The 22,868-nt window shown below is 42.2% G+C and carries 25 protein-coding genes and 1 tRNA gene; 10 read left to right on the top strand and 16 right to left on the bottom strand.

What is annotated here, in order from left to right; all coding sequences use genetic code 11:
• Positions 1 to 35: 35 nt before the first annotated feature.
• The 5 genes from NTX75_08335 (at position 36) to hisS (ending at position 5,387) form a co-directional block, all read left to right on the top strand.
• Complete coding sequence (locus NTX75_08335; protein MCX5816234.1) at positions 36 to 1,022, top strand: methyltransferase; 987 nt, start codon at positions 36 to 38, stop codon at positions 1,020 to 1,022.
• A 63-nt stretch (positions 1,023 to 1,085) separates the two neighbouring features.
• Positions 1,086 to 1,565 (top strand): RimK/LysX family protein, encoded by a 480-nt coding sequence (locus NTX75_08340; protein MCX5816235.1) that lies wholly within the window; start codon positions 1,086 to 1,088, stop codon positions 1,563 to 1,565.
• Complete coding sequence (locus NTX75_08345; GenBank protein MCX5816236.1) at positions 1,562 to 3,094, top strand: UUP1 family membrane protein; 1,533 nt, start codon at positions 1,562 to 1,564, stop codon at positions 3,092 to 3,094. The genes NTX75_08340 and NTX75_08345 overlap by 4 nt, the downstream gene beginning before the upstream one ends.
• On the top strand, positions 3,091 to 4,041 hold the full coding sequence (locus NTX75_08350) for an alpha-L-glutamate ligase-like protein (protein MCX5816237.1): 951 nt from the start codon (positions 3,091 to 3,093) through the stop codon (positions 4,039 to 4,041). Before NTX75_08345 ends, NTX75_08350 begins: the two co-directional genes overlap by 4 nt.
• Before the next feature lie 86 nt (positions 4,042 to 4,127).
• Positions 4,128 to 5,387 (top strand): histidine--tRNA ligase, encoded by a 1,260-nt coding sequence (gene hisS / locus NTX75_08355; GenBank protein MCX5816238.1) that lies wholly within the window; start codon positions 4,128 to 4,130, stop codon positions 5,385 to 5,387.
• A gap of 38 nt (positions 5,388 to 5,425) precedes the next feature.
• Here hisS and NTX75_08360 read toward each other — a convergent pair whose 3' ends face one another.
• Genes NTX75_08360 through NTX75_08370 form a run of 3 tightly spaced genes read right to left on the bottom strand, consistent with a single transcriptional unit; the run spans position 5,426 to position 7,613 of the window.
• Positions 5,426 to 5,899, bottom strand: coding sequence for a nucleoside recognition protein (locus tag NTX75_08360; protein MCX5816239.1), 474 nt, complete (start codon positions 5,897 to 5,899; stop codon positions 5,426 to 5,428).
• Complete coding sequence (locus NTX75_08365) at positions 5,884 to 6,309, bottom strand: nucleoside recognition protein (GenBank protein ID MCX5816240.1); 426 nt, start codon at positions 6,307 to 6,309, stop codon at positions 5,884 to 5,886. Before NTX75_08365 ends, NTX75_08360 begins: the two co-directional genes overlap by 16 nt.
• Entirely contained in the window at positions 6,306 to 7,613 is a 1,308-nt protein-coding gene (locus NTX75_08370; protein MCX5816241.1) for an outer membrane protein transport protein, read from the bottom strand. Before NTX75_08370 ends, NTX75_08365 begins: the two co-directional genes overlap by 4 nt.
• Before the next feature lie 74 nt (positions 7,614 to 7,687).
• Here NTX75_08370 and NTX75_08375 point away from each other — a divergent pair, with 74 nt between their 5' ends.
• Complete coding sequence (locus NTX75_08375) at positions 7,688 to 8,611, top strand: 1-phosphofructokinase family hexose kinase (GenBank protein ID MCX5816242.1); 924 nt, start codon at positions 7,688 to 7,690, stop codon at positions 8,609 to 8,611.
• A 90-nt stretch (positions 8,612 to 8,701) separates the two neighbouring features.
• Here NTX75_08375 and NTX75_08380 read toward each other — a convergent pair whose 3' ends face one another.
• Positions 8,702 to 8,881, bottom strand: a complete 180-nt coding sequence (locus NTX75_08380) for a hypothetical protein (protein MCX5816243.1) — start codon at positions 8,879 to 8,881, stop codon at positions 8,702 to 8,704.
• Between the two features lie 81 nt (positions 8,882 to 8,962).
• On the opposite strand from NTX75_08380, the gene pal reads away from it, so the two are divergent.
• Together pal and NTX75_08390 are read left to right on the top strand one after the other, a co-directional pair.
• On the top strand, positions 8,963 to 9,490 hold the full coding sequence (pal, locus tag NTX75_08385; GenBank protein MCX5816244.1) for a peptidoglycan-associated lipoprotein Pal: 528 nt from the start codon (positions 8,963 to 8,965) through the stop codon (positions 9,488 to 9,490).
• The gene (locus NTX75_08390; protein MCX5816245.1) at positions 9,405 to 10,595 is read left to right on the top strand and encodes a KamA family radical SAM protein; all 1,191 of its coding nucleotides are present in this window, start codon (positions 9,405 to 9,407) and stop codon (positions 10,593 to 10,595) included. Before pal ends, NTX75_08390 begins: the two co-directional genes overlap by 86 nt.
• Here the strand turns inward: NTX75_08390 and pgsA are convergent.
• Genes pgsA through NTX75_08405 form a run of 3 tightly spaced genes read right to left on the bottom strand, consistent with a single transcriptional unit; the run spans position 10,592 to position 13,790 of the window.
• Positions 10,592 to 11,191, bottom strand: a complete 600-nt coding sequence (gene pgsA, locus NTX75_08395; protein ID MCX5816246.1) for a CDP-diacylglycerol--glycerol-3-phosphate 3-phosphatidyltransferase — start codon at positions 11,189 to 11,191, stop codon at positions 10,592 to 10,594. The two genes, NTX75_08390 and pgsA, sit on opposite strands and share 4 nt — an antisense overlap.
• Positions 11,181 to 11,768: a transglycosylase SLT domain-containing protein gene (locus tag NTX75_08400; GenBank protein MCX5816247.1), complete on the bottom strand. Its 588-nt coding sequence runs from the start codon at positions 11,766 to 11,768 to the stop codon at positions 11,181 to 11,183. The genes pgsA and NTX75_08400 overlap by 11 nt, the downstream gene beginning before the upstream one ends.
• Positions 11,769 to 11,807: 39 nt before the next feature.
• Entirely contained in the window at positions 11,808 to 13,790 is a 1,983-nt protein-coding gene (locus NTX75_08405; protein ID MCX5816248.1) for an ATP-binding protein, read from the bottom strand.
• A 103-nt stretch (positions 13,791 to 13,893) separates the two neighbouring features.
• Here NTX75_08405 and glgC point away from each other — a divergent pair, with 103 nt between their 5' ends.
• Positions 13,894 to 15,120, top strand: a complete 1,227-nt coding sequence (gene glgC, locus NTX75_08410; GenBank protein MCX5816249.1) for a glucose-1-phosphate adenylyltransferase — start codon at positions 13,894 to 13,896, stop codon at positions 15,118 to 15,120.
• Positions 15,121 to 15,208: 88 nt separating this feature from the next.
• Here glgC and NTX75_08415 read toward each other — a convergent pair whose 3' ends face one another.
• The 3 genes from NTX75_08415 to NTX75_08425 all read right to left on the bottom strand — a co-directional run bounded on the left by NTX75_08415 (position 15,209) and on the right by NTX75_08425 (position 18,240).
• Positions 15,209 to 16,177, bottom strand: coding sequence for a polyprenyl synthetase family protein (locus NTX75_08415; protein ID MCX5816250.1), 969 nt, complete (start codon positions 16,175 to 16,177; stop codon positions 15,209 to 15,211).
• A 2-nt stretch (positions 16,178 to 16,179) separates the two neighbouring features.
• Complete coding sequence (locus NTX75_08420) at positions 16,180 to 16,950, bottom strand: methyltransferase (GenBank protein MCX5816251.1); 771 nt, start codon at positions 16,948 to 16,950, stop codon at positions 16,180 to 16,182.
• Positions 16,951 to 17,019: 69 nt separating this feature from the next.
• A complete protein-coding gene (locus tag NTX75_08425; protein ID MCX5816252.1) occupies positions 17,020 to 18,240 on the bottom strand; it encodes a DUF1015 domain-containing protein in 1,221 nt (406 codons plus the stop codon).
• Between the two features lie 116 nt (positions 18,241 to 18,356).
• On the opposite strand from NTX75_08425, the gene NTX75_08430 reads away from it, so the two are divergent.
• A tRNA-Phe gene (locus NTX75_08430) sits at positions 18,357 to 18,429 on the top strand.
• Between the two features lie 11 nt (positions 18,430 to 18,440).
• On the opposite strand, the gene NTX75_08435 is transcribed toward NTX75_08430, so the two are convergent.
• The 6 genes from NTX75_08435 to NTX75_08460 form a co-directional block, all read right to left on the bottom strand.
• Positions 18,441 to 18,779 (bottom strand): type II toxin-antitoxin system RelE/ParE family toxin, encoded by a 339-nt coding sequence (locus tag NTX75_08435; GenBank protein ID MCX5816253.1) that lies wholly within the window; start codon positions 18,777 to 18,779, stop codon positions 18,441 to 18,443.
• A complete protein-coding gene (locus tag NTX75_08440) occupies positions 18,769 to 19,053 on the bottom strand; it encodes a type II toxin-antitoxin system Phd/YefM family antitoxin (GenBank protein MCX5816254.1) in 285 nt (94 codons plus the stop codon). Before NTX75_08440 ends, NTX75_08435 begins: the two co-directional genes overlap by 11 nt.
• Positions 19,054 to 19,112: 59 nt before the next feature.
• Positions 19,113 to 19,238 carry a hypothetical protein gene (locus NTX75_08445; GenBank protein ID MCX5816255.1) on the bottom strand — a complete coding sequence of 42 codons (126 nt, stop codon included), beginning with the start codon at positions 19,236 to 19,238 and terminating at the stop codon, positions 19,113 to 19,115.
• Between the two features lie 173 nt (positions 19,239 to 19,411).
• Positions 19,412 to 20,308, bottom strand: coding sequence for a hypothetical protein (locus tag NTX75_08450; protein ID MCX5816256.1), 897 nt, complete (start codon positions 20,306 to 20,308; stop codon positions 19,412 to 19,414).
• 192 nt (positions 20,309 to 20,500) lie between these two features.
• Complete coding sequence (locus NTX75_08455) at positions 20,501 to 21,853, bottom strand: tetratricopeptide repeat protein (GenBank protein MCX5816257.1); 1,353 nt, start codon at positions 21,851 to 21,853, stop codon at positions 20,501 to 20,503.
• A 49-nt stretch (positions 21,854 to 21,902) separates the two neighbouring features.
• Positions 21,903 to 22,307 (bottom strand): hypothetical protein, encoded by a 405-nt coding sequence (locus tag NTX75_08460; GenBank protein MCX5816258.1) that lies wholly within the window; start codon positions 22,305 to 22,307, stop codon positions 21,903 to 21,905.
• Between the last annotated feature and the right edge of the window lie 561 nt (positions 22,308 to 22,868).

The raw sequence follows: 22,868 nt of genomic DNA on the forward strand, positions 1-22,868 counted from the left end.
GGGATTGTGGTTAAATAAACAGGAGAGGTTACTGAATGGAGAGTCCTCAAACCATTATGACAGAAGTAATGAACTTCATGAAAAGCCGTGTAGTCCTTACGGCTTCAGAACTCGATTTATTTACAAAACTCGATGAAAAACCTTTAACTGCAATAGAGATCGCGGAGAGGTACAGTTTTAATCTGAAGGGTTTGACAAGGGTGCTTGATTGCCTTGTGGCCTTTGGTTTTGTCAAAAAAGAAGATAACCGTTATTCCAATGCAGAGAAAGGTGCTTTTTTCTCATCCCGCCATTCCGGGACTATTCTTCCCATGGTGCTCCATTTTAACAGACTCTGGGATACCTGGAGTTTGCTCACCGATACCGTAAAAGGAAAGACAAGCAGAAGACACAAGGTGATAAAGGGATCAGATAAAAAAAGCAGGGAAGCCTTTATTGGTGCCATGCATGTCATTGGCAGGACCCTTTCATCCGAAATTGCAGGTTCTTTTGACGTAAGCCGCTTTGAGCGGATGCTTGATATCGGAGGGGCATCCGGTACTTATACAATGGCATTTCTCAGTAAGAATCCGAAGATGGAAGCTGTTCTTTATGACCTGAAGGAGGTGATACCCTTAGCAAAGAAGAGACTCGAATCTGAGGGTTTTTCCCATCGCGTGACACTTGTTGCAGGGGATTTTTATAAGAATGAACTCCCCGAAGGGTGCGATCTGGCGCTGCTTTCGGCAATCATCCACCAGAACAGCGCTGAAGAGAACTTAGAGCTATATAAAAAGATATTCATTGTATTGCGACCAGGCGGAACATTGCTTATCAGAGACCATATTATGGATGAATCAAGGACAAACCCTCCCTCCGGGGCACTTTTTGCTATAAATATGCTTGTAAATACACATGGTGGGGATACGTATACTCTGGTTGAGGTTAAAGATACATTGAAAGAGGCCGGGTTTGTTGATATAAAACTGGTAAGGACCGGTGAAAAGATGGATTGCCTTGTAGAGGCAAAAAAACCTGTTTAAATGCTTGTGTACAGTGCAATGACAAAACAGTTTACTTTACCTGCAATGGTCAAGAGATGTATTATGCTGATTTTGATTGTTATTTTTTTGCATTTGTTGTTTACGATAACAATGGCCAATGACAAAATCATCATCGGTACTGTTGAAGATGTAATTCTCCTGCCATGGGGTGTAAAATTACCCGCCCGTATTGACACGGGAGCAGCGACATCTTCACTTGATGCCCGGAATCTGATAATAAAAGATGATAGTATGGCTGAATTTTATTTGCCCGAAAAGTATGGGGGGGGGCTCAAACTCTGTCTTCCTATTGTTGACTGGCGGACAGTAAAGTCTACAGGTGAAGTGAAAAAAAGGCCTGTAGTAGAGATGGAAATCTGTATCGGTTCAAAACGTTTTCGTGCACAGGTGAACCTCAACAACCGGTCAAAAATGACATACCCTATGTTAATCGGACGAAATATCCTGAAAGAGTCATTCCTTGTAGATACCACACGGAGTGGGCGTGTACCGCCTACCTGTCCTGAGGCTTCGCAAAAGTGAGGCGATTTACCACTATCCTGGTGATTTCGCTTTTTATTTTTTCTGCCGCAATTATTGTTTACCGTGTTGTCCGGCTTGGTTATCCTGTCATTCCGGCAGCGCCAGGCCAAACATGGCGCCTCTCCATCGACGCCCATGTTAAAAATAACGGCAAAGGGATCGACATATCACTGGGAATCCCCATTGACTACCCCCGGCGGATGCTCGTTGAGGAGAAAATATCTTCCGGAACACTGAATTTCAATATCCTTAATGAAGGGCAGAACAGGTTTGGCGTCTGGTCAGGACATGAGGGAAGAGTTCCATGGGAAGAACTGATATTTTATCATGCCACGGTCCTTTTGCGTCCTAAACGCTTTTTTAAAGCCGTACTGCCGGATTCAAAAGAATATCTGTTTTCGGGAGGAGATACAGAAAAGGTCATTGCGAGACGCTTGACAGACAAATGGGACAACCTTCCATTGCATGAGAGGATAACTGCCATCGCAGGGACTGTATCAGGAATATGGGGAACACCTGCCCCCGATAAGGAAGATATGAATGCATGGGCTAAGGTAAAAGAAAAATATGGCAATGCAAAGGCACTTTTAATGCTATGCCAGAGCGCGAATATTCCGGCACACCAATCAGAAGGGCTCTTTCTCAGAGAGAGTGTGACGGGTAAATTGTCAAAATGGATAGAGGCATGGGATGGCAAGAAGTGGTTGAACGTGTGGGTCGAAACCGGGGATGTGTATCAGGATTATACTTCATTTCTTCCGCTTGCCAATGGCGGTGCCCCTGCGGTCCGGTTGACGAATGGCGAAATCAGGGATATACGCTGGGTTCTGGTGAGGTATGTTGCAGACCGGTGGAGCTTACATGCTGAGCGTACGACGCGATCAAAGAGTTTTCTTGACACCTGGTCGCTTTTCAGGCTGCCCCCTGAGTTTCAGAAGACATTCCGGATACTCCTGCTCGTGCCTATTGGTGCGCTTATGATCAGTGTGCTCCGCAATATTGTCGGTTTCCCGACATTCGGCATTTTTATGCCTGTCCTTATGGCGCTCTCTTTCAGGAGTACGGGGCTCATCTATGGTCTTGGAATCTTTTTCGGTGTTATTCTTCTTGGATACATTGTACGCAGTTTCCTGGATAAGCTCAGGCTTCTCCTTGTGCCGCGCATGTCAGTCATGCTGACACTCGTCATTGGTGGTTTTACTATTCTTGCCCTCATCGGGAATAAATATGGATTAAGGGAATTTATGGCAGTAGGCCTCCTTCCCTTTGTAATCCTTACCATGACCATTGAAAGGTTTTTCGTCCTTGTTGAAGAATCGGGAACATTGGAGGCCTTCAGGACTGCCTGCGGAAGTGCTGCCGTGTCGGTACTGACCTATGTGATTATAAGCTGGGAACCACTGCAACTGACATTTTTTGTCTATCCGGAACTTCTCATGGCAATAGTAGGTATTCAAATCCTCATAGGCCGCTATACAGGTTACAGAATTTCCGAGTTTATTCGTTTTCGCGCCATAAGAGGTTCATGATGATCCTCTATACAATCCGGAATATGAGGACATCCGGCATCCTTGGCATGAACAACCGGAATGCAGAGTATATAATGGTCTTCAACCCCCGGTCTTCTTTTCCGCTTGTAGACAACAAGGTATTAACAAAAAAACTTGCCATGGAGCACGGGATACCCACGCCAACCCTCTATCATGTCGTTCTTCATCATGGTGGAATTTCAGAGCTGAAAACACTCCTCAAAGACCACCGGGAATTTGTTGCCAAGCCGGCACGCGGCTCCGGCGGAAGTGGAATAGTGCTCATTATCAATCATACCGAAGAAACTTATGTTACACAGAGTGGGAAAGAAATCCCCTGGGAGGACTTTTCGTATCATATTTCCGGGATTCTTTCGGGTATTTACTCCCTTGAAGGATTGGAGGATTATGCAATTATTGAGTCTCTTATCCATCCTGCCCCTGTTTTTGCCGATGTAACCTACCAGGGGGTGCCGGATATAAGGATTATAGTATATAAGGGCGTTCCCGTGATGTCCATGGTCAGGCTGCCCACAAAGGCTTCTGACGGGAAGGCCAATTTACACCGTGGGGCCATCGGCGCGGGAATTAATTTTAAAGACGGTAATACCTTAATGGCCGTCCACCATTCAAATCTCATTACCCATCATCCTGATACAGGCAACCCCGTGAACGGAATTCAAATACCTTACTGGGAAAAAATGCTTCTTATTGCGGCAAAGGCTGCAGATATGGTCGGCCTTGGTTACATTGGCGCTGATCTTGTGATTGATAAGGAACGGGGTCCGGTCCTTCTCGAATTAAATGCACGTCCGGGTCTTGCAATCCAGTTGGCCAATGGCAGTGGCCTTTTGAAACGCCTCAAGACGGTAGAAGCGGCACCCCAAAATGTATTCGAGACACCGGAGACACGGGTCGCCTGGGCAATGGAGAACTTCGGAATATAACATGCTGGACTGTTAAATTAGCTTTAAATTCCGTATGTTTTATGTTAGTAATGTGTCGATATTTAAACGTTTTTTGGTGAGGAGAGATGGAAAAACTAAGGACTTTACGCGGATTCAGGGATGTTTTTGGTGAGGAGATACAGAAGTTCAATCTTATTGAAAATGTTTCAAGGAAATATTTTAATCTTTTTGGGTTTAAGGAAATTGAAATACCTGTGCTTGAAAAGACCGAGCTCTTTGTGAGGAGCATAGGTGATACGACGGATATCGTTGAAAAAGAAATGTTTACCTTTGTTGATCTGGGGGGTGATTCAGTTACCCTGCGGCCTGAGGCTACAGCAGGGATGGTGAGGGCTTATCTCCAGGAAGGGCTGTATGCAAAGGAGAGGATATCGAAAGTATTTACCATAGGCTCCATGTTCAGACATGAAAGGCCTCAGAAGGGGAGGTACAGGGAGTTTCACCAGGTTGACGTGGAAACCTTCGGGACAGACGACCCCCTGATTGATGCGGAACTTCTCTGGATGATCACGCTCATACTCAAGGAACTTAATGTAGCCGGATATATCGTTGAAATCAACAGCGTGGGTTGCAAAGAATGTCGTGAATCCTTTAGAAATGAACTTGTGTCATATTTTGAAACAAAAAAAGACCATCTCTGCGAGGATTGTCTCCGCCGTCTGGAGAGAAACCCTCTGAGAATATTTGACTGCAAGAATTCTCAATGTATTGATGTTACTCAGAGTTCACCCTTTCTTTTTGATTCGCTGTGTGAGGGTTGCAAGACACATTTTGAAACCTTCTTGAAGCACTTAAATGACTTTAACGTTGCCATTAATATCAACAAAAGGCTCGTGAGGGGCCTTGATTATTACTCTAAAACGGTTTTTGAAATAACATCCGGTGACCTTGGCGCCCAGAAGGCATTCATTGCAGGTGGGCGTTACAATAATCTCGTTGAAGAAATGGGTGGACCATCCACACCCGCTATCGGCTTCGCAATAGGTGTTGAAAGACTTGCATTGATTACTTCAATTGATGCTTTGTCCGGAAAACCTTCTCATTTCTTTGCATATGTCGGCGAAGAGGCAAAAAATTACCTTGTGCCAATCCTGAGGTCATTTATCAGTGAAGGGTTATCCTTTAACTATGCGTATGAAGGTAAATCGTTGAAGTCCCAGATGCGCTTTGCGGATAGCCTCGGTGCGGATTATGTTTTGATTCTGGGGGACGATGAGATTGCAAAAGGGATAATTGTCATGAGGGATATGCGGAGAAAGAACCAGCATGAATTACCTCTGGAGGTTTTGGGGCTTGCAAAAGCAGTTCTAAAATTAACTTGTTAGTAGATTCCCACGGTTGTTGGAATCTACATTTAGCGAATTCATGAGCGAGAGTGGGGAGGCTCCACGAGCTTTGCTTGTGGAGGGGGCGACGCGAGCCCCATTAATAGTTTGCTTCTGTGCATTAAGTACGTCAGAATAAACGCAAGGGCAAACCTGAAGGCGACCAGGATAAAACCATTCGCGCCGATTACAACAAAAATCAAAGTATCTTCTATCATGGCATGACAGATTGAGAGAAAAAGAAGGATGAGAAAACCCTCTCTTTTACTTATATTGGATGTCTTTATAGAATAGATGATGATACCGGCACCATACGTTAACCCGATAATAATCCCTGTAATGAGAGGCACCAAACCATTATGGGTTATTCCAAATACAGAAAAGCGTATTTTTTCGATCTGTGACTGTTTGTGTTTGAGAAACTCATAAGAAATCGTCAAGGGTAGTATGATGACGAAAAGTTTGAGTATCAGGCTGAACGAGTCTTTTAATGCTACTAAAATAATTTCCATAATAGATTAAGCAAAACCCCTGAAAGCAGACTAAAAAATATTCTTGCGGCGAGCATGATCCACCCGTTTACGCCTGTTTTCTGTGTCACCGGTGTTTCCACAGGAAGCGCATGTGAGATGCCGAGCATCAATGCCATAATGGTAATATCCTTTGTAGACAGGTTGAGTGGTGTCAGGACTGCAATGGCTGCATAGAGATTGATGAGATATCCTGCGATAAGCCCCAGTGCAGCCTCGCCGGGCAATCCGAACAAGCCCATAAAAGGCCTGAAAAATCTGCTGATTATATCAATGAGCCCAAAATATTTTATGAACTCGATGGCGATGTAACATGGCACAATAACCTTGGCCATGACCAGAATAATAGATAATCCGTTAAGGATACCTTTTTTAAGAACAATTGATTTCAATGACTATACTCGAAGCCCAGGAGAAAAACGTGCGCAAAGTTTGTGTATTTGCCGTTTAGCCCTTGGATGTATGAATTTCGGTCATCAAAAAATGTTGCCTGATATCCGAAGTTTACTTTAAAAGCGTCTTTCCTCAATGTTCCTCCGAGGGTGAAAATATTCCTCGTACTATCAGGCATTTCGGGCCCAAGCGTTTTCCCTGGAACAGGGCTCTTGTCGTACATGTATCCACCCCTGATATCGAAAAATTTATTCACCGTGTAGTTTGAGCCGAGCGCAATAGTCGGTGTATTGCGCCAGTTTTTGTATATAAATGCATCTGCCGTCCCGTTATCGGATGTGATTTTGTAGCTGCTCATAGAAGACCACCCTGTATAGAGTATATCACCTTCCAGGGTTAAATCTCCGAATTTTTTTGATAAACCGGCAACGGCAATGAAGGGCAGGGTAAATGTTGTTGATGCACCGGTGCCACTGGAAGTCAAGGGTGGCGGAAGAGAAAAGAAGACTTTCCCGTTAAACCTGATCTCTGTAGAACTTCTGTAGGTAAACGATAACGTGTAATCTTCGGGGAGTTTAATGGCAACCCCGGCATTATAGCCAATACCGTCTCCATCGCCGGTAAGTTTTGTAGTGCCATCAGGCAACCCGGGGGCTACAAATATGGCCTGTTTCATCGTTACCGAGCTTGTTATATAAGAGAGACCGAAGCTGAAAGAAAAATTATCATTTGCTTTAAAAGCAAATACAGGATTAACATAGGTTGTCCTGAGTTCCGCAAAAGTGCTGTAACGGCTGCCAGCCCAATCCTGCGGCCATTCAGTGGATAAACCAAAGGGTGAATAGACACCAACCCCGAAAGATATATTGCCATGGGTGTATTTTGCAAAAAATGCGGGCAGATGGTGTGTTTCTGTCTTTGCATAATAACGTTTTCCTGTTGTTGGATCTTCGTATCGCATATTTGGTGCAATCATAGTGTCACCAACAGACATTCCAAAACCTTTTTGAAAAACGAGCATTGCAGGGTTATAAAACACAGCCGACGGATTATCTATGGAAGATATTACGGCCATTCCCATGCCGTTCGCTTTTGCATCCTGGTTATAAATGAGGAAGGCGGCCCCGAAGACATCAAGGGGTATTAAAAAGAGAAAAAAGATTAAAATAAATGCCTTTTTTACTTTAAGCCCCCGTTTGTACGAATATAAAGCAATAAAGTTAAAATCGAAAAAACTTTGTATACCAAAATTCTTGTAAATATTAAACGTTGATAACCGGCAAGTATTCAGTCTAATTACCATTTAAGGTTGAAAAAAACAATATATAAAAATTTTTGTGTAGCCATTTTATTTTTAATTTAATAAAATAGGTCTTAATGATATATACAATCACATTAAGCCCTTCCCTTGATAGAATCGTAGATGTTGAGGAACTCATATATGATGATGTAAATAAGATTGAAGAAGAGAGAAGGCGGGCAGGCGGCAGGGGCATTGATGTTTCCCGCGTTATAAGGGAACTCGGCGGACAGAGCATTGCACTCGGGCTTATCGGTGGGTATGATGGTTTAGAATTAGAGGGCAGGCTCATCAACGAAGGTGTTATATGCGATTTTACAAGAATAAATAGTGAAACGCGAACAAATAATATTGTATACCAGAGAAAAAAGAAATTGCAAACGCTGTTGAGTACCTGTGAACCTGATGTCGATCCGCTTGAAATTGCTTCATTTTTCAATAAAATCAAAGAGATACCAAGGCGCAGTTATGTTGTGATTAGCGGAAATATGCCCAAGGGAGTAAATGAGAATTTTTATGCGCAAATGATTATTACATTGAAGGAGAAAGGGGCAAAGGTGATCCTTGATACAGATGGTGAGGCGCTGAGAAGAGGCGTAGACGCCGGCCCATGCTTAATCAAACCAAATATCCATGAGTTCGGCAGATTTGTGGAACACAATGTATCGAGCGTAGAAGAAATTATTAACTATGCAAAACCATATCAAAATGTAGTAGAATATATTGTTGTATCTATGGGCGTGAGGGGTGTCGTGGGGATTAACAGGAATGAATATTATTTAGCAACTCCCCCAAAAATTAAGGTGAGGAGTTCTATCGGGGCCGGCGACTCGCTTGTGGCAGGGATTGTTTATGCTATGAGTGAAGGCCGGACATTTGAAGATGCTATTACACTGGGGGTTGCATGCGGGACTGCTTCAACACTGAATTCCGGCAATGAGTTGTGTAAGCGGGAGGATGTTGAAATTATTAAAAAAGATGTAATTATTAAAAAAATTTAATTTACTTATTTTGAATGTTGTAATAATATCTAATTAACAATGAAAGGAGGTGAAATTAGATGAAAAAGCTCTTGGTGTTATTTATAGCCCTTACATTTTTTGCAAGTTTTTCATTAATGGGTTGCGGCCCGTCGGCTGAGCCACCAAAACCAGCTCCAAAAGAGGAGGCAAAACCAGCGGCACCAGCTCCAGCACCGGCTCCAGAGAAAGCAGCACCGGCTCCAGAGAAAGCAGCACCGGCTCCAGAGAAAGCAGCACCAGCTCCAGCACCGGCGAAAAAGTAGTGTTTTTATTTTTTGGGGTATATCCACATCCTGTGGGTATACCCTCAACGTATGAAAGGGGTGAAATATGAAAATGAAGTCTTTTTTACTTGTTTTAATGGTAATCGTATTAGGTATGACTTTAGGCGGCTGTGGATGTTTCATGCAGCAGATGAAGGGCGAAACGCCCCCACCACCTCCACCGCAGGCAAAAGTTGTAGCACCTGAAACGAAAAAAGAAATTCCTGTTGCAGCACCAGCACCAGCAGCACCAGCACCTATTGTTGCTCTGAATGATATTAATTTTGATTTCGATAAATACAACATAAGGCCTGGCGATGCGAATATACTGAAGGGTAATGCTGAGTGGTTCAAGGCGAATCCAGGCAAGAAGATGAGGGTTGAAGGAAATTGTGATGAAAGAGGCACAGTGGAATACAACCTTGCACTCGGCCAGAAAAGAGCCGATGCCGCAAAGGCATACATTGTGAACCTCGGAGTTGACGGGAAAGCCTTAGAGACAGTCAGCTATGGCAAAGAAAGACCTGCTGATCCGGGACATAATGAGGCGGCATGGGCAAAGAACAGAAGGGCTCATTTCCTGGCACTTCCGTAATGTGATGATAAATGCGGAGGGTACAACAACAGCTACCCTCCCTTTTATTCAAAACGCAGAACACGTATCAAGGTATGTATATTTAGACGAGCAGATTAAAAAAGATATTGATGCTGTTTCTCGTCACCATCCTTTAAAAATCCCTGAATACTATATCGGTATTATGGACAAGGATAATCCTCTTTGTCCTATAAGAAAACAGTCTATTCCGTCCAGTGAAGAACTTATGAATAACGGGGGTTTGGACCCGCTGAACGAAAAAGATTATTCTGTAACACCCACCTTTATTAAAAAATACCGGGGCAGAGGCGTTTTTCTTGTAAATGCGGAATGCGCTATGCATTGCAGGTTTTGTAACAGGAGGAGATTTGTGGGGAAAGGGTGGAACCCGAAGAAACACTGGGAGGAAACACTCCGGTATATAGAAAATAATGATGAGATACATGAAATTATCCTTTCAGGTGGTGACCCTTTTATGTTGTTGCCCAATGAACTGAATTATTTACTGGAGCGTTTAAGGGCCATTGAGAGAATAAAAACTATAAGAATCAGTACAAGAGTTCCTGTAGTGTTTCCAGAGGGTCTCTACGAAGATCATTTTACCGCTATCAAGGATAATTCACCAATCTGGATTATAATTCATATAAATCACCCGAAAGAGATAACACCTGCTTTTGTAGAAAAGATAAAGAGATTCAGGGAAACGGGTGGGATAATTTTAAGTCAAACGGTGCTTTTAAGGGGCGTGAATGACTGTCCATACATACTCCAAAAACTGTTCGAGAACCTCGTTTATTGCGGTGTTAAACCGTATTATCTGTTTCAGCTTGACGAAGTCAGAGGTGCGATGCATTTCAAGGTAAGGGTTCAGAAGGGCATTGAGATTATGCGATTCCTCAGGAAAAATATCTCTGGCCTGGCATTGCCACATTATGTTTTTGACATTCCGGGTGGGCTTGGTAAAGTGCCGGTGGATTACCGGTATATGAAAAAAAGAAAAGCCGACAAGATCTATCTGGGGGGATTTTCTGGTACTACGGGTGTTTACTGTGATGACGGGAAAGAAAGCAGATGCATAGAGTGCGGGTTGTGTAAGGAAACTTAAGCATCTGGCCCCTGATCTCCCGTCTTTGTATCTGTGGATCTGAATATTGCTGCTACGTAGTGTACGGCAGAGTATATGCTGAAAAAGAGGGCAAGATATAAGGTTATTAAACCTGCTTGATGGATTGCCGCATCTAATTTGTTCATCGGGCTGTTAAAGAGTATACAGGCAATACCTATGATTTGCAGCGTTGTTTTAAATTTCCCGGAAAAAGACGGATATATTGTAATGCCTTCCATGGCGTAAAAAGACCTCAGACCATTTATAATAAATTCCCGTGCCACAAGAATTATCGTTATCCATAAAGGCACCATCCTGTAATACGTGAGAGTTATAAGAACTGATGACACAAGAAGCTTGTCAGCGATAGGGTCAAGATATAACCCTAATTTTGTTGTCATACGCATTTTTCGGGCCATATACCCGTCAAGTCCGTCGGTAATACCGGCTATAATAAATAACAGACAGGATGCGAAGAGAAGTTCTTCATATTCAGTAGAAATGAGAATGATAATGACGGGAATGAAAAGTATTCTGATAACACTCAGCCGATTTGGAAGCGTCCAGACTGACGCCTTTTCATCTCTAACCTTCATTCGGATACTTCAACTTATTATAAAATTGTTTAACTCTTTTAATGAATGTCCTGGTTTCTTCGATAGGGGGGACATTCATTTTGTGTTCCATCACCTTTGAGGGACCCGCATTGTATGCTGCGAGGATAAGCTCGAGATTACCATGAAAGGTTTCTTCTAAAAATTTTAAATATTTCGTACCTCCCTTGATGTTTTCATCTGGATCAAAGGGATTTTCAACCTTCATCAGTTTTGCCGTATCAGGCATGAGTTGCATAAGTCCCTGCGCCCCTTTTAGAGATACCGCATAGGGATTAAAGTTTGATTCGGCCTTCATGACCGCTTTGACAAGAGATGGATCTATTCCATGCAGATTCGAATGATGTATGATAAGGGTATCGTAATTGCTGTTGTCGAAGTTTTTCTGCAGGTCCATTGTTCTGTTTTTATCGGTGATGACCACATGGTATTGCTTCCCTGCAGGTTTGATATTTGTAAAGTGGTATATGCCACGGTCATCCACATAACCATAAATAGCACTGTATGCGTATGCCGGAACAAGACAGAGGACAATAAACGTGATAATTTTTGAAATCATTGTTTATTTTCGTAAACTTTTTCGTACTTGTCAAGTGTTTTAGAACATTGTACCCGATTGAAGAATAATGGAAAAGTCAGTTCCTTTCCCTTTTTCACTTTTTACTTCGATGAGGCCGCCGTGGTTTTTAATAATCTCATATACAATGTATAATCCAAGGCCAATCCCCTTACCTGTCTGTTTAGTGGTGAAAAATGGTTTGAAAATATCTTTGAGAAGATGTTCCTCTATCCCTTCACCATTGTCTGTTATTGTGCATACGAGCTTTTTATCATCCCTGTTGTATGTCTTGACGATTATGGTACCATCTTTTTCGCCAATAGCATCAATGGCATTTTTTATAATGTTTATAAAGACCTGGCAGAGCCTTGGCTGACTTCCTTTAATAATCCCCTCTCCGGCATTAAAATCCTTTATTATACTGATTTTCTTAGTTTTGTACTGGCTATAGAGTATCCTGAGTGCATCTTCTATGGGGCTGTGAATATCGATTATTTCCTTTGCTTCATCTTTTTGTCTGGCAGAATCGAGCAGACTTTTTACGATATCCCTTGCCCTCTTCAATTCTTTCAAGGAAAATGCAAGGTCTTCGTATAAGTCTCCTTTTTGTTCAAGGTGGTCGATATGAAATTCCAATGTGCTCATGACGCTTGCAATGGGGTTATTCAGTTCGTGTGCTACCCCCGCAGCAAGTCTGCCAACTGCAGCGAGACTTTCACTCTGGATAAGCGCCTTTGTCCTTTCATCAACAAGCCTTTCAAGAGACTCGGAAAAATCATGAATCCTTTTGTACGCATCTGCATTATCAAAGGCGAGTGCGATATGGTTTGCGAGAATTGATATAATCTCAATTTCTTCCCCTATATATAAGCTCATATCATCTTTCTCGCCCAGCAAGAGACAGGAGGGATAAGATTTGGATAATATTGGTATGGATAGCCTGAATCCAAGATTCCACAAAGGATCTGATTCTCTGACGATGCTGAAAGCCTCGTAATCGTCAGTTTTAGGGATAGCTTTTATGTTGCATTTTTCAAGACCAAACATCTTCGTGAGACTTTCGACAATGATTTTCTTGATATGTTCAATGTTGTGCAGGGTTAATATCTCAAAGCTTAAATCCTTTACGGCCTTTCTGTTTCTGATAAATTTTTGTTGTAAGAACTGGACGAGAAAGTCCTGGATTCTGTCTTTGGATATGTAGATCAAAACGAATGTAAGGACCATGGATGCAATGTAAATGAGGTCAATATCCATAAAATCATGAAAGATATTTTTTAAAAACACCTCCAGGCCGATGTAAAACCCTGTGGAAATCAAAAGCAATGTTACGAAAGTAAGACCTTTATTCAGGAAAATTTTCCATTCCATCACATCGTGCCTTGATATTGCGTAGCCTAACAGGCACATAGGCACAAAAACAAAATTACCCATAGGATATATTTCATACCCGCTCATGATAATGACATCGAAATGGTTTACAAATGCGGCAAGGCCGAAGCTCAACAGGATATATTTTATACGTGTTCTATGAATGGATACCTTCACTTCTTTAAGGCTTTTTACGAGAAGATATAACGACATGAAGAGGCTTGCAGTGCTGAAAAACCCAAAAATGTAAAAAAGTGGGCCTGAAATGGCAAAATAGCCAAAATAGTATCTTCTCATGTGTGTCAAATATAACGGATGTTGTGCTAATGGCACCAACAGAATGGCGATTACGTAAAATACTTTAACAATGGGCATCCATTTTCTGTAGCCTGTTGCAAGTACTGTAAAATGGAGATACAAGGGGATGATAAACACCAGAAACATATGGTCGATTCTGCTGATTTTGATAGCCGTTGCTTCGTTTTGTATGATGGTAAGGATCGTCTTATCTGTATTGAGGAGACAGCCTACAAAGCAGATAAGTGAAAAAAGAAGGTTGATAGGCGATTTTTTGGCCTTGAATATGCCCATGAGGAAGAGTATGAACAGAATGGTTGCGCTCAAAAGCGGCGGGATGCTGTAGATGTTCATAGCTGGTTGCTGTGACATTACAATATGTTATGGGCATGTTCAAGAAAATTCTTCATTTCTATTGATTATTTGTCATAATATGCTATTTATTTAAACAGACGCAATGAAGCCGAGGATTATTCATAATGCTGTAGCATTTGTATTGGCAGGAGGTGTGGGCGTTCGTCTCCACCCCCTTACAAAAGACAGGGCAAAACCGGCCGTTCCCTTTGGCGGTAAATACAGGGTCATTGATTTTACATTGAGTAATTGCATAAATTCCGGAATCAGGAAAATTTTTGTGCTTCCCCAGTATAAATCACATTCCCTTATACGGCATACGAGGGACGCATGGAGTATATTAAACCCTGAGCTGGGGGAATTTATAACCCATCTTTCACCGCAGATGCGGGTTGGAGAAGACTGGTATAAAGGAACCGCAGATGCGGTTTACCAGAACCTGTACCATCTCGATCAGGTTGACGGAGAGCATATATTAATCCTTTCCGGTGACCATATTTACAAGATGGATTATGGCCAGTTTATCAGATACCATCAGCATAAGAGGGCCGATCTTACTATATCGGCCATTGAAGTGGACATTAATGAGGCTTCCCGCTTTGGTGTGATACAAGTTGATGAAACAGGAAGGGTGTGCGGATTTGAAGAAAAACCTGAAAAACCCAAATCGATTCCCGGAAGACCTAAAAAGGCCTTCGTTTCAATGGGTGTTTATATTTTTAACAGAGAAACTCTCATAGATATTCTTAACGAAAACTCGAGGATGAAGACGACACATGATTTCGGAAAGGATATTATGCCTTACATGTACCCGAAACACAGGGTCTTTGTATACAGATTCGGTGCCGGGACAAATAAGGATGCAAGCTACTGGCGCGATATCGGAACTATTGATGCTTACTGGCAGGCCAATATGGACCTTGCTTCGGTAAGCCCTGTATTTAATCTCTATGATAAAAAATGGCCCATAAGGACATATGAAGGCCAATACCCTCCGGCAAAGACAGTTTTTGCCGATGAAGATAAAGGAAGGGCAGGAAAGGCGTTGGATTCCATCATTTGCAGCGGTGTTATCATCAGCGGGGGCAGGGTTGATCGATCGATACTCTCTCCGGGTGTAAGAGTCAACAGTTATGCCGAGGTAACAGAATCTATTCTCTTCCATGACGTTACGATCGGGATGCGGGCAAAAGTAAGGAAAGCTATTATTGATAAAGGTGTGAGGGTTCCCGATGGCATGAAGATCGGGTATGACCTCGAGAAAGACCGGGAGCGCTTTTTTGTCTCAGATGAAGGAGTAGTGGTAATACCGAAAGGAGAGATACTGTAATAGTTTTGAATTTTGAGTGATAAATTTTGAATTAAAAGAAGAACCAAGTAAATCCTAAGTTTGCAATTCTAAATCTTAAATTTTTATATCATGTTTTCCTGCTCAGCATATAATCAGTGATGGTCAGCAGGGCTTCTTTATAAGGCGAAGCCCCAAAGGCATTCAGGCATCCTTTTGCAGCCTCTGTGTATTTCTTTGTCGTATTGATCGCATATTCAATCCCGCCGTATTTGAGAATAATCTTTCTTACGCTCTCGAAATCCTTCACCGTAACATTTGATTTTTTAAGAACTTTTTGAATAGAGAATTTTTCCTTGTCATTTGATGATTTTATCGCATAGATGAGAGGAAGCGTTACCTTTCCTTCTTTAATGTCTGTACCTACCCGTTTCCCGAGGACATTATCATAGGAAGTATAGTCAAGAATATCGTCCTGTAATTGAAAAGCCATACCGAGATTGTACCCGAAGTTTTTCAGTGAAGATTTCTTATTACTATCAACCTTCCCTAATATAGCGCCTATCTCGCATGCTACAGAAAATAACACCGCAGTCTTATTCCCGATAATTTCAAAATAATCCTCTTCTGATGTCTCTATATCCGATGTCCTTATTAGTTCGAGGATTTCTCCTTCTGAAAGGGACTTTGTAGTACTTGCCATTACGCCAAAGATTTTATCGTTGCCTTCATCTGCCAGGAGTTCAAAAGATTTGGCATATAAAAAGTCTCCAACGAGGACACTTGCCTCATTCCCCCAGATAGTATTGGCTGTGGATGCACCCCTCCGCGTCTGGGCATTATCCACCACATCATCGTGAAGCAGGGTGGCGGTATGAATAAATTCTACGATTGCGGCATAGGGTATATGTTCATCATCTTTGTGGCCGCAGAGCCTTGCACTGAGAATGACGAGAACTGGTCTTACCCTTTTTCCGCCTGATTTAATAATGTGATTGACGATCTCCTTTATGAAACCAACTTTTGTTGTAACAAGCCTGTTAATCGATACTTCGAGTTTTGTTAAATCCGGTTCAATCAGTTTCATAACGTTTTCCATATTTAACCCTTTAACGTATAATAGGTTTGCAGTTCTTCTGTATAATTGTCATTATCGTATATGTAAAGAGGTTTTTCAACCATAACTTCCATACCACCCTCTTTTATGAACTCAGCGAGGAAAAGATTTGCCCCTTCACCCTTCCTTGGATGGACAAATTTCAGCCTCTTTGGTTCAAGTTTATGCGATTTTGCAGCATGAATCAACTCACCAAGCCTTTTTGACGGATATATGGTATAAAAGCGTCCTCTCTTGAAGAGCAGTGATGATGCAACGGAAATAAGAGTTGAAAGGTCAAGCTGCGACTCATATCTTGCTATTAGTCTCGAAGATTGAGGGCTTTTTCTCCCTGTACTTTTTCTGGTATAGGGGGGGTTTGAGACAACCACGTGGAAGGGTGTTTTTTTTAATTCCTTTTCCATCAGTGTAATATCGCCATGTGTAAATTGTATATTCCCGAAATTATTTAAAGATGCGTTTTTTTGGGCCACATCGAAGAGGTCTCCCTGGATTTCTATCCCAAGCATGCTGTTTTGGTAGCCTTTTTTTGACATATAGACAGGTATGATACCACATCCGGAGCCAATATCCAATAATCTATCACCCCTTTTTAGGACAACAAAATTAGCAAGGAGGATTGCATCAATAGAGAATCTGTACCCGTTTTTCTTTTGAATGAGCTTTAACTCATCATTACAGAGAATATCGAGGGTTTCGTCAGCGGCCACGTCAATATTCGTAATTGGTAATTGGCAGTTGGTTTGACTAATCACGTACAGTTTAATCCCGACAGCGGAGGGACATCACGATTTACGAATAACGGTCTTTTCTCCGAACTGTTTTCAGGCATACTTATAAAATACGAGACCTGTTAGTATCTTTGGATAAAAAAATGTGGATTTGGGTGGCATGAAGAGGCTGTTATCGGCGATACCCTTGACTTCCCGAACCGTTGTCGGCGGGAGAAAAACTGCGAGATCAATGGTGCCGTTTTTTAAGGAATCAATGGATTTGAATGGATCCTGTGTGAAGGAGATCTCTTCATCGCTTATGTTGAGAAGACGCTTTAGTGCCCCGGTATGAACTACATTTACTTTTAACGTTTTTAAACCCTCGTGGAGATCGCTATCCATTGGAATAGGAGTTTTTTCTTTCAGTACATAAAGGTTCTCTAAATCATCCTTTGAACAAAGCGCAAAGGCAAGGTTTGCTGATTCAGAAATATCTTTCAGGACCTTTTTGATTGAGTTGTCATCAATCAACGGATGCTTCTCGATTTCGCCGTGGCTCCCGATAGAATGTAACAGTTCTTGGATGCCTCTGCTGGCATTGAACTTGATAATCCTGTGGTACGGGAGGATTACAATGCCACTCGAATACATGTTGGTCAAATAGAGCGGAACGTAAGGGATGTTGAGTTTATATGAAACGTCGAGGCGGTGGTGGCCGTCCGCAATATAAATATTCCTTTCATCCATAAGCGCTAAAAGCCTTTTAATCTCATCACTATCGGTCATCCTGTAAAAGCGGTTACGGATGGCTTGTTCATCGATGAAGTCATACATTATGTCTTTTCGGGCGTTCACGAGTATATCTTCCATCTCGTCGTTTTTATCTTCATACAGACCAAAAATAAGGCTTGTGTACGTTTTTAATGTTGTGATAAGACGCTCTCTATCTTCTTTTGCCTTCTTTCTCGTTTCTTCGTGTGTAAGGATGCGGTTCCTGTCAAGTTTGTTGAGGGCAATAAATCCCCTTCTCAGGCATAAGGTTCCTTCTGCATCAAACTCCTGTTCGTTCACGTATACAGTGTCTTTGCTGTCCAACTCCAGCACCCCTTTGCGTAACCATTCATCCATTGTGTTTTTGGCGGCATTGTATTTGTCCATGGAAGGAAGAGATTGCGGAAGCTCAAGCCTGATGGCATTAAACTTGTTCCTTTTGTAATAAGACCTTGCATCTGAGACGACATCATACGGAGGACAGACACAGGAGGCAATATCACCGATCTTTTCTTTGTTGTAAACGATTCCTCTGAATGGTTTGGTATACAGTTCCGGCATGTTGAATTTGTTAACATACGCCCCGGGGAATGTCAAAAGGTTTTAGAGGCGCAATCCTGCTTGTACGATGAATGTCTTGACATACAATCGGCAATTATGTTTAAAATAAACATTGTGCCGAGGTAGCTCAGTCGGTAGAGCAGGGGACTGAAAATCCCCGTGTCGGCGGTTCAATTCCGTCCCTCGGCACTTTAATCTCATTAAGTTCCTCTTTTATCTTCTTCCTTTTGGACGATTCCCTTCAACCTTTTTACTGCAAGTCGGTACACTTCTTCTTTGTCTCTTCTTCCTATACCAACAATCTCGACGACTTCAATCTGCTCTCCAATGAGGTGATACACAATCCTGTAGGCTTTCTTTGCCACATATATTTTGTAATAGCCGGTAAGGTCAAGGCCGAATTTATTTCCCAGCGGGTTCCCAAGGAAAGGGTTTTCCTGTAAGGCAATAGCCTTTTTTATAACCTGAGTCCTGATTGATTTATCGAGGCCTTTGAGGTCATTATGGGCATCTTTTGTAAATATGACTTTATAGGCCATAACGTTCCCTTATTTCTTCAAGGGTTACGCTCTGAGAAGAATCATGGTGTTTCATGCGTTGTTGTACCATCTCATATATCTCGAAGTGCTCAAGAACCTCTTCCAGCTCTTTTAAGGTAGAATATTCATCAGGCGATACCATAACGGCTGCAACCTCATTATTTCTCAGAACAAAGAGCGGTTCTTTCGTATCCGAGACGTCACGCAACTTTTGGGTAAGTTCTCTCTGTAGTCGGGTTACGGAAATCATCTTGTTCGTGTTAACCAGCATCATTACACCTCCATATATAATTACTATTATACATGGAATAATATGTATGTCAAGGGGTATCTTCACTTGAGTTTCCTGACTGCCTTGGTAATCGCAGGTTCACTGACTTTAAAATATCGTGAACGTGATGCTTGGGTTGCTCCGCTTGATAACATTTCTTTTAATTCATCGAGATTGATTCTTCCCATTAATGACATCTCCTTTCTGTTCACCTTTTATGTGGAATCTTTTGAACATTTGCCATTATCGTGCCTCCTTACCGTATCGTTACGGTAAGTAAACGATAGTTTTATTGCTTTGGTCTATGGAATCAAAAAGCGGGGTTTTTCAGGCACAAAGTTATATTAATGATTGTGGTAGTTTAGCGGTTATACGAAGCGAAGCGGCTATAAATACGATATATTTCTGTTAAGTTTTCAATGTTGATATTTTTATCTTCGGACACTTTGTTAATGGCCTCGTCTAATGGAAGCATTGGACAATTAAAATTGTAATCCGGGTAAATATATGCTTCATGACGATAGTGAGGAAAAGAAATTGCCCCTGTTGTTAGTAGTTCAACTTGCCAATAAAGGGATAGTTCCCTAAGAAATTGTTCTTTATATTTTTTAGAAATGGTTATGCCTTTTGTCGGGAAAAAATATTCAAACCTCAAATTTGCCTCTGTGGTTTTTACATCGTCTTCCAGTGCTTTTAGCCCATAATATATTTTCTGAAAGGCATCCCAGCCTTTGCAAGAGATACCCAGTTTTTTATAATCTTCTCTCGTCAGATTATTTATAGCCTCTTCAACAGTAAGCCCTTTCAGCCTCGCATCTTCAATGTATCGGTAAACTACCAAGTTATCAAAGTCATAGCCAACACCGGGATTGCCTCGGCTATCGATATATGCTGTAAATAGCTTTTTTAATTTAGCTTTAGATTGTTTTGTGCCTTCGGCCTTCCATTTCTCAATCTGCTTAATTACCCACGATTGGTCTTGATTCTGACCAGCAACGTTGTTATCCGAATAGCAAGTTAAAATCCCGGTGTCAATTTTCCACACTTCCCGGAAACAATGTTCGTTACTTTTCACAAATTCATAGATAGCGTTCTCATCACCGGCAAGAAACCTCTCTTGATAATGCAACGATTGTTCTATAAATCGTGTTACCCTGTACGCCTCCAAGTCGGCTTCGCTGTATAATGCCCAGCCTTCGGGTAGTTCGGGATAATAGTTCTTGATGGTAAAACGAGGGTCTTTCTTCTTCTTTGCCATTTACGTTCTGCCCCTTTAGCAGTTCCTTTTTTATTCAAGGAAAAGGCGGGCAAGGTTCCCGTCCTTGTCACTTGGCCTGGCTATCTTTTGAAATTTCTATGCTTGCAATTTCAAAAACATCAATGAGTTCTTACCTCTCATCCATGCCCGCGATAGGTGCGTTCAGGATTGTACAAACAAGGTAATTTTCGCTTAACGGCAATCCCCCTTCCTTTTTGCCAATTCGTATAACTTGCAATCCCCCAAACTACACGCCTTTTGAGCGTCACTGCATCCACGGGTGGTATTGCCCATAAGCAAATATGCATACCCCCTGTTGTTATATGCCCCGGCATCATCTGGGTTGAGACGGATAGCCTCGTTGTAATCTTCTATTGCTCGCTGGGGTTGGCGGAGTTTCAAGTATGCATTCCCTCGATTATAGTATGCATTGGCATTGTCCGGTTTGAGACGGATGGACTCATTAAAATCCTCGATTGCTCTCTGGTGCTGACCAAGGCCATGGTATGCATTCCCTCGGTTTAAGTAGGCAGCGGCATAATCCGGTTTGAGACGGATAGCCTCGTTAAAGTCTTGAATTGCCCGCTGGTGCTGACCAAGCTTCCCGTATGCTGACCCCCGGTTGGAGTATGCAATCGCAACGTCAGGTTTGAGGCGAATGGACTCGTTGAAATCTGTAATTGACTGCTGGTACTGACCGAGACTCAAGTATGCCAACCCCCGGTTGTAGTATGCCTTGGCATCATCAGGTTCAAGCCGGACAGCCTCGTTACAATCTTCAATTGCATGCTGGTGCTGACCAAGGGCGCTGTATGCTACCCCCCGGTTGTTGTACGCCACGGCAAAGTCAGGTTTGAGGCGGATGGCATTATTCAGGTATTCAATAGCTTTTTTGGGGTTAGAGAATTTTTCGTCCTGCCAGAGTGCTGAGGCTTTATAAAACCAGTCCACCGCTGTGAGCCCCTGGGATGCCTCCTGAAATTGCCTCTTCAAATCGTCGCTGCTTTTGTTCTGTGCCATTAGGCGCAGGTTTTCCACTTCCAGTTTAGTTATCTTGTCCAGATATTCCTTCTCTTTTATCCTGGCCTGATTGAGGTCATTCAGGTGTTTTCTGTCTTCCAAAAGTTTCTTGACTCTCGCTTCCAGAAAGGACGTATCAACAACCACTTCGACCACGACTTCAATGCCTTTGACGTTCCCGCTGACATAGTTCTTTTCTGATACAACCTCAGTTTTCAAGACACCTGCCGACAAGGCGAGAATCTCATCTTTCTCTACACGAAAGTCTTTAACAACAGCGAGACTTTCCACGTAAACCCCTGCCTTTTCCAAGGCTTCACGTTTTGCTCTTGCTACTGCGGCAATACGTGCATCATCGGCTGACCTACTGCCTCCGAATTGTTCTTTGACGGTGCGGGTGATGGTTTGAATCTCTCCCCTGACAGGGAAAGGGATAAGGCTCAGCATAACCGCCATGATAACAGCAAAACAGAAGAAGGAACATACCTGAATAGTTGGAATATACTTTGAAACTGTACTTCTCATATCGCCCCCCGTGCATCCCTATTTATTTAAGGGTTCCGGCCTTGTCGCTCTACAGAAGCATCCCTTGAATATATTTTACACCTGTTTCGTCATTTTTCCGTTCACTTTTTAATTCAATGAAGAAATTAATTTTATTTTTTCTCAGCTTGTATTGGTCAAAAATGATTGCAGCGATAATACCAACAATGATTACGACCGCAATAATGTTAATAGTGTTTTCGTTAAAACTATATGGAGAAGCTGCAATTGTTGGAACCGAAGCAGTAACTGGCGCTGAAACATCTGCTGAGCGCTTTGAGGTTAACACCCATACTACAATCATAAAAATAACAAAAAGAATGGCGGCTGCAATTGCTAACATTACGGCCCCGATTAATAACAAACCCAGCAGTTTACGTGCAGTTTCATTGGCAAGAACAAGGATGAGAAGGAGTATGGCGATAATGTAAATCATGGCTCCCATCCAAATATTTTCAAATGGCACCTCTTTATTTCATCTTACAACACGAAACGATGTACTTCAATCTTTTCATTGTATTACACCCTATAATATCTATAAGAAAACCCCGCCTATTTCTAAGCGGGGCCTTGTGTGTTGCCGATATTTTTATGTGCCTAAAATGTGCCCAAGCCTACCAAAAACCACCTCATTTTGACTCACGGCAACCAAAAGAGAAAAATTCACATTCTCTTTTAATATTATCAAATTATCAATCATTTCAAAAAGGTTAACACCTTGAAAATATTGACTTTTCAGGACTGAAAATCCCCGTGTCGGCGGTTCAATTCCGTCCCTCGGCACTTTAATCTCTAAGGGTCAAATTCCCCGAAGCTGGCTTCGAATAACATGTCTGACTGCAACTCTTTTTTCAATAATATCTTTTATGCAGCATCACGTTACGGTTCTCTGCTCTTATAAACAACATGGACAATAAGGAGCAGTTTTTTCATTGCCGCAATAACTGCCCTCCCGGAAGAAGTTGTTAAAACTGTTTTAACGATTGGTGAAATTGTC

This window comes from Pseudomonadota bacterium (assembly GCA_026388315.1).
Classification (GTDB): domain Bacteria; phylum Desulfobacterota; class Syntrophorhabdia; order Syntrophorhabdales; family Syntrophorhabdaceae; genus MWEV01.

Coding starts and splice junctions, on each gene's coding strand:
- pal (MCX5816244.1), top strand. CDS start 8,963: ATGAAAATGAAGTCTTTTTTACTTGTTTTAATGGTAATCGTATTAGGT.
- NTX75_08425 (MCX5816252.1), bottom strand. CDS start 18,240: ATGCCGGAACTGTATACCAAACCATTCAGAGGAATCGTTTACAACAAA.
- NTX75_08370 (MCX5816241.1), bottom strand. CDS start 7,613: ATGGTAATTAGACTGAATACTTGCCGGTTATCAACGTTTAATATTTAC.
- NTX75_08350 (MCX5816237.1), top strand. CDS start 3,091: ATGATGATCCTCTATACAATCCGGAATATGAGGACATCCGGCATCCTT.
- NTX75_08415 (MCX5816250.1), bottom strand. CDS start 16,177: ATGGAAAACGTTATGAAACTGATTGAACCGGATTTAACAAAACTCGAA.
- hisS (MCX5816238.1), top strand. CDS start 4,128: ATGGAAAAACTAAGGACTTTACGCGGATTCAGGGATGTTTTTGGTGAG.
- NTX75_08435 (MCX5816253.1), bottom strand. CDS start 18,779: ATGGCCTATAAAGTCATATTTACAAAAGATGCCCATAATGACCTCAAA.
- NTX75_08445 (MCX5816255.1), bottom strand. CDS start 19,238: ATGGGAAGAATCAATCTCGATGAATTAAAAGAAATGTTATCAAGCGGA.
- NTX75_08460 (MCX5816258.1), bottom strand. CDS start 22,307: ATGATTTACATTATCGCCATACTCCTTCTCATCCTTGTTCTTGCCAAT.
- NTX75_08440 (MCX5816254.1), bottom strand. CDS start 19,053: ATGATGCTGGTTAACACGAACAAGATGATTTCCGTAACCCGACTACAG.
- NTX75_08340 (MCX5816235.1), top strand. CDS start 1,086: ATGCTGATTTTGATTGTTATTTTTTTGCATTTGTTGTTTACGATAACA.
- NTX75_08335 (MCX5816234.1), top strand. CDS start 36: ATGGAGAGTCCTCAAACCATTATGACAGAAGTAATGAACTTCATGAAA.
- NTX75_08450 (MCX5816256.1), bottom strand. CDS start 20,308: ATGGCAAAGAAGAAGAAAGACCCTCGTTTTACCATCAAGAACTATTAT.
- NTX75_08375 (MCX5816242.1), top strand. CDS start 7,688: ATGATATATACAATCACATTAAGCCCTTCCCTTGATAGAATCGTAGAT.
- NTX75_08400 (MCX5816247.1), bottom strand. CDS start 11,768: ATGATTTCAAAAATTATCACGTTTATTGTCCTCTGTCTTGTTCCGGCA.
- NTX75_08390 (MCX5816245.1), top strand. CDS start 9,405: ATGGCAAAGAAAGACCTGCTGATCCGGGACATAATGAGGCGGCATGGG.
- NTX75_08405 (MCX5816248.1), bottom strand. CDS start 13,790: ATGAACATCTACAGCATCCCGCCGCTTTTGAGCGCAACCATTCTGTTC.
- pgsA (MCX5816246.1), bottom strand. CDS start 11,191: ATGAAGGTTAGAGATGAAAAGGCGTCAGTCTGGACGCTTCCAAATCGG.
- glgC (MCX5816249.1), top strand. CDS start 13,894: ATGAAGCCGAGGATTATTCATAATGCTGTAGCATTTGTATTGGCAGGA.
- NTX75_08360 (MCX5816239.1), bottom strand. CDS start 5,899: ATGGAAATTATTTTAGTAGCATTAAAAGACTCGTTCAGCCTGATACTC.
- NTX75_08455 (MCX5816257.1), bottom strand. CDS start 21,853: ATGAGAAGTACAGTTTCAAAGTATATTCCAACTATTCAGGTATGTTCC.